Here is a 4,963-nt window from a genome sequence, read left to right as displayed (position 1 = left end):
AACCGGCGTCCGGGCCAAGGGCGGGAGGCGATAATGACCATCCTGGCGATCGAGCACGTGCAGCTGGCCATGCCGGCGGGCGGTGAGGACAGGGCGCGGGCCTTCTATCGCGACCTGCTGGGGATCGCCGAAACCCCCAAGCCGCCGCACCTGGCCGTGCGGGGCGGCTGCTGGTTCGAGGACGGAGCGGTCAAGATCCACCTGGGCGTCGAGGCCGATTTCCGCCCGGCGCGGAAGGCCCATCCGGCCCTGGTCGTCGACGACGCGCGCGCCCTGTCCGAACGGCTGAGAGCCGCGGGCGTCCAGGTGGTCGAGGACGAGCCGCTGGAGGGATGGGACCGCGTCTATGCCGACGATCCGTTCGGCAACCGCATCGAGCTGATGACGCCTCGGCCCTAACCCGCCCGCGCCGCCCGCCGCAGGGCCTGGGGCGGTTGGCCGAAGGCGCGGAGAAAGGCGCGGCGCATGCGTTCGGGATCGCCGAAGCCGGTTTCCAGCGCGACGTCCTCGACCTGCAACGGGCCGCTGTCGAGCAGGGCGCGGGCGGCCTCGACCCGCAGGCGCTCGACCGCCTTGGCCGGGGTGACGCCGGTCTCCTGGGTGAACAGGCGGGCGAAGTTGCGAGGGCTCATGGCGGCGCGGTCGGCCAATTGCTCGACGCTCAGCGGCTCGGCCAGGTTCTGGCGGGCCCAGGAGAGCAGGGCGTCGAAGCGGCCGGGCCGCAGGTCGATCAGCGCCGAGTGCTGCGACTGGCCGCCGGGGCGGTGGTGATAGACCACCAGCTGCTGGGCCGTGCGGCGGGCCACGGCCTCGCCCTCGTCGGCGCCAATCAGGGCCAAAGAGAGGTCGATCCCGGCGGTGATGCCGGCCGAGCTCCAGACATTGCCGTCCTGGATCCAGATGCGGTCGGGCTCCAGGCGGATGTTCGGATAGCGACGCTGGAAGTCCTTGGTGCGGCTCCAGTGAGTGGTGGCGCGCTTGCCGTCCAGCAGGCCCGCCTCGGCCAGGACGTAGCTGCCCGAGCAGACGCTGGCCACGCGCCGCGCCTCGCGCCCGGCGGCGCGGACGAAGGCCAGGGTCTCCGGACAGGTGGCCGGCGCCTTCACCCCGTCGCCGCCCGAGACGATCAGGGTGTCGAGGCGCGGCGCGTCGGCCAGGGCGGCGGTCTGCAGCGCCGCGCCGGAGGAGCTTACCGCCAGTCCGCCGGCCAGGGACAGGAAGTGTAGCGAATAGGCCCCCGGCGCCAGGCGGCCGGCGATCTCGAACGCGGCGATCGGCCCGGTGGCGTCCAGCAGCTGGAAGCCGGGATAGACGAGAAAGCCGATCGCGCGGGGCATGCCGGGAGCCTTGGCTGAATCCGTGGGAACTATGTCATTTCCGCCAGAGGCTAATCGAACCATGTTCTCGCCGTCAATCATGACGGAGACCATCGCATGAGCCAGCCTCTCGCCATCGTGATCGCCCTGTTTCCGGGCGTGACCCAGCTCGACTTCACCGGGCCGCACCAGATCCTGTGCCGCCTGCCCGGCGCCAAGGTCACCGTGGCCAGCCTGGCCGGCGGCGAGATCGAGGCCGACGGCCTGGTCTTCGCCCATCTGCCGAAGCTCTCGGACATCGACCATTGCGACGTGCTGATCGTGCCCGGCGGCTTTGGGACCACCGAGGCCATGGGCGACCGCGACTTCATCGCGGAGATCCGCCGCCTGGCCGACGAGGCCCGCTATGTCTGCTCGGTCTGCACCGGCTCCCTGGTGCTGGGCGCGGCGGGCCTGCTGAAGGGCAAGCGGGCGGCCTGCCACTGGGCCTGGCGCGACCAGCTGGCGTTGTTCGGCGCCATTCCGGACCCGTCGCGAGTGGCGCGGGACGGGCGCTATGTCACTGGCGGCGGGGTGACGGCGGGGATCGACTTCGCCCTGACCCTGGTGGCCGAACTGGCCGGCGAGGACATGGCCCAGACCATCCAGCTGGCGGTCGAGTACGCGCCAGCCCCGCCGTTCGACGCCGGGCGGCCGGAGACGGCGCCGGAGGCGGTGCTGCGGCGGGTCTCGGCGCTGTACGGCAAGGCGATGGACGAACGGGTCGCCGCGGCGAAGCAGGCGGCGGAGGCGATGTAGATCCTCCCCCGCATCACGGGGGAGCAACTTATTCGTGGATCACCCCACCTTCACGCCGGTCATCGAGATCGCCGCGAAGACGTCGTCGTTGAAGAAGCCGACCGGCTCGCCGGGCTGCTGCGCGCCCAGCACATAGAGCAGCGGCAGGTAGTGCTCGGCGCTGTTGATCGAGGCTTCGGCGTCGGGACCCAGCGCGCGCCAGTCGATCAGCGGGTCGTGGTCGCCGGCCAGGATCAGGGCCTTGGCGCGTTCGTTGAAGCGCTCGGCCCAGGGCGGGGCCTCGGGGCGGCGGAAGTCGGCGGCGCGCAGGTTGTGGACAATGTCGCCGCTGCCCATGATCAGCACGCCCTCGTCGCGCAGGGCCGCCAGACGCCGGCCGGCCTCGTAGTGCCAGCGATCCGGGCGGCCGCGATCGAGGCTCAGCTGCACCACGGGCACGTCGGCGGCCGGATACATCGGGCCCAGCACGCCCCAGGCCCCGTGGTCGAGGCCGCGCGTCGGGTGCTGGACGACCGGATCGGGCGACAGCAGTTCGGCGACCCGCGCCGCCAGGGCCGGATCGCCCGGCGCGGGGTATTGGACATCGAACAAGGCCTGCGGGAAGCCGCCGAAATCGTGGATCGTCTCGGGCGCGGGCGAGGCGCTGACGGCCGAGGCGCCGCGCGTCTCCCAGTGGGCGCTGATCATCAGCACGGCCTTCGGACGCGGCAGCTCCGCGCCCAGCCGGGCCCAGTCGCGGCTCCAGGGATTGTCCTCGATGGCGTTCATCGGCGAGCCGTGGCCGACGAACAGGACGGGCATGCGGGACATGACGTCACCTATTAGAAACAAGAGTAGTTACAGATAGTCGGCGCGGCGCCTTATCGCAAGGTCAGGCGGCGGTGACGGCTTTCCCGGGACGGACGGCTTTGGTATGGCGGCGGCCGTGACCGACCCGCTTTCCCAGATTCCGCCGGGCGAGACTTCTGTCTCGGCTACGCCGCCGGAGCCTCACGGCTTCCAGCCCGGCAAGGAGGCCGTGCGTGGCGGGGCCTTGGATTTCCTGCGCTTTCTCGCCTCGCTGCTGATCGTCGTCTACCACTATGGCGCCGAAAGCCCGATGCGGATCGAGCGTTTCGGCCAGGTGTTCTCGCGCGGGTTCCTGGCGACGGACTTCTTCCTGATGCTGTCGGGCTATGTGCTGGGCCGGGCCTATGGCGGCTCGGTGATCCGGGGGCATATCAGCACCCCAAGGTTCTGGGCGCGCCGGGCCGCGCGGGTCTGGCCGGGGCACCTGGTGGTGCTGGCCATGCTGGCGGTGCTGGTGCTCGTCCTCAACACGGTCGGCACCGACGCCCACAAGCCCAGCCGCTTCGCCTGGGACCAGCTGGTGACCCAGGCCCTGCTGATCCACGCCTGGGGCTTCCCCAGCGACGGCTGGAACCTGCCCAGCTGGTCGCTGTCGGCGCTGATCGTCTGCTACGCCCTGTTCCCGTTCTTCTGGCGGGTGGTCAGCAAGGTGCGTCACGCCTGGCTGCTGCCGATCGCGGCGGCGGTGATCCTCGGCGTGTTCGAGATCATCGCCCGCAAGGTCTTTCACCACGCCCTGCCCGACCTGCAGTTCCAGTTCGGCGTCGTGCGGGCCCTGCCGCTGTTCATCCTGGGCGTCTGCCTGGCCCGCGTGGTCGACATGCGCTGGCCGTCCGAGACCGCCGCCAAGGCCCTGCTGTGGGGCGGGATCGCCCTGCTGGTCGTCACCCAGCCGCTCGACCGCTACGCCCTGCCGGACCCCTGGCTGTTCGACGCCCCCTCGCTGCTGGCCATCGCCATGATCGTGCTGGGCGCCGGCCGCCTGCCGGTCAAGCATCCGCGGGGTTGGATCGAGGAGGGCGCCAAGCTGTCCTTCGCCCTGTTCATCACCCACATCTTCGTCGGCGTGATCTACTGGAGCGCGGTTCACAAGCTGATCGAGACCGTGCCGATCGGCATCGGCTGGCAGTGGCTGATGTGGCTGGCCGGCTTCCCCGTCGCCTACGGCGCGGCGTGGCTGTTCCACACCTATATCGACCAGCCGATCCAGGATCGGCTCCAGCCTCTGCTCCGAAAGTCATCATGACCCGTCACATCCCCCTCCAAGGCGTCGAGAATTTCCGCGATTTCGGCGACTACGCCGCGGGGGCGGGGCGGCTGAAGAAGGGCGTCCTGTTCCGCGCCGCCCACCAGGCCGAGGCCACCGACCAGGACCTGGAGGCCATGGCGGCCCTGGGCATCGTCACCCTCGTGGACCTGCGCCGGCCCAACGAGCGCGAGCGTTCGCCCTCGCGGCGCTGGACGGGCTTCTCGGCCCAGGTGATCGACAACGACCTGGGCATGACCGGCGAGGATCCCTGGCACACCTTCCTGAAGAGCTCGGACCTCTCGGTGGGATCGGTCCACGACTACATGGACGCCTATTACCGCCGCGCGCCGTTCAAGGAGCGGCACCTGGATCTCTTCGCCCGCTATTTCCAGGCGGTGGCCAAGGGGGAGGGCGCGGTGCTGATCCACTGCGCGGCGGGCAAGGACCGCACCGGCATCCTGGCGGCCCTGACCCACCATGTCGCCGGCGTGGCCGACGAGGACGTCATCGACGACTACCTGCTGACCAACGATCCCGGCCGCTTCGAGCGGCGCGGAGCGATGTTCATGGATCACATCGAAGAGATCACCGGCCGGCGCCCGACCGAGGCGGCGATGCGCGCGGCCATGGGCGTCGAGGCCCGCTACCTGGCCGCCGCCTTCGACGAGATGAAGCGCGAGTTCGGCTCGCTGGACGGCTATCTGGAGCGGGCGGTCGGGCTGGACGCGAACACCCGCGAGCAGGTGCGGGC

6 protein-coding genes are annotated in these 4,963 nt (G+C 70.6%); 4 read left to right on the top strand and 2 right to left on the bottom strand.

The genetic code is table 11. The features are described from left to right. Positions 1–33 precede the first annotated feature (33 nt). Entirely contained in the window at positions 34–399 is a 366-nt protein-coding gene (locus VJ655_RS10690; protein WP_324111043.1) for a VOC family protein, read from the top strand. Here the strand turns inward: VJ655_RS10690 and VJ655_RS10685 are convergent. Next, positions 396–1,337, bottom strand: a complete 942-nt coding sequence (locus VJ655_RS10685) for a GlxA family transcriptional regulator (protein ID WP_324111041.1) — start codon at positions 1,335–1,337, stop codon at positions 396–398. The genes VJ655_RS10690 and VJ655_RS10685 overlap by 4 nt on opposite strands. Before the next feature lie 96 nt (positions 1,338–1,433). On the opposite strand from VJ655_RS10685, the gene VJ655_RS10680 reads away from it, so the two are divergent. Beyond that, a complete protein-coding gene (locus VJ655_RS10680) occupies positions 1,434–2,114 on the top strand; it encodes a DJ-1/PfpI family protein (protein WP_324111040.1) in 681 nt (226 codons plus the stop codon). Positions 2,115–2,153: 39 nt separating this feature from the next. Here VJ655_RS10680 and ygiD read toward each other — a convergent pair whose 3' ends face one another. Further along, complete coding sequence (gene ygiD, locus VJ655_RS10675; protein ID WP_324111039.1) at positions 2,154–2,924, bottom strand: 4,5-DOPA dioxygenase extradiol; 771 nt, start codon at positions 2,922–2,924, stop codon at positions 2,154–2,156. Between the two features lie 103 nt (positions 2,925–3,027). Here ygiD and VJ655_RS10670 point away from each other — a divergent pair, with 103 nt between their 5' ends. Together VJ655_RS10670 and VJ655_RS10665 are read left to right on the top strand one after the other, a co-directional pair. After that, positions 3,028–4,209, top strand: a complete 1,182-nt coding sequence (locus VJ655_RS10670; protein WP_414646972.1) for an acyltransferase family protein — start codon at positions 3,028–3,030, stop codon at positions 4,207–4,209. After that, positions 4,206–4,963: tyrosine-protein phosphatase (locus VJ655_RS10665; protein WP_324111038.1), on the top strand; the 758-nt coding region annotated here is incomplete at its 3' end. The genes VJ655_RS10670 and VJ655_RS10665, both read left to right, overlap by 4 nt.

Origin of the sequence: Caulobacter sp. (genome assembly GCF_035254145.1) — a bacterium.
GTDB lineage: Bacteria > Pseudomonadota > Alphaproteobacteria > Caulobacterales > Caulobacteraceae > Caulobacter.
The sequence above is the reverse complement of the archived record's forward strand: the minus strand, read 5'-3'. Positions and strand labels throughout refer to the sequence as shown.